This is a genomic window from Halomonas sp. ND22Bw (genome assembly GCF_003011945.1).
Classification (GTDB): Bacteria; Pseudomonadota; Gammaproteobacteria; order Pseudomonadales; family Halomonadaceae; genus Halomonas; species Halomonas halophila.
In genome coordinates this window covers 1-277 of sequence record NZ_PXWD01000725.1, presented here as the reverse complement: position 1 = coordinate 277, position 277 = coordinate 1, and the positions used below count along the sequence as shown (strand labels likewise).

Annotated in this window: 1 pseudogene; it reads left to right on the top strand. The window is 36.8% G+C overall.

What is annotated here, in order from left to right:
* A pseudogene (locus tag CVH10_RS20035) lies at window positions 1-277 on the top strand (cold shock domain-containing protein); the annotation flags it as partial.

The following is a 277-nucleotide window of genomic DNA, read 5'->3' as shown; positions in this document are numbered from 1 at the left end:
AGATCATTACTGTATTAGGCTTAATCATTATTTTAGGATTAAGTATTTTGGTATATAAAAAATATCAAGAATATCAAGCTCAGAAACAGCAAAAATTTGAAGAACTGATGATTGCTCAGCAACAGATCGTAGCTGAGCAAAGAGCGGTACATGGCGAATTACCGGAACTTGGACTTAGTGAAAAAGGGAAAAAGAATTTAGAAAATGTCCAGGAGAATGTAGAGCAAGCGCTGCCGGTAAGTAGCAGCTCATCTGAACAATTTAAATGTGATGGCCG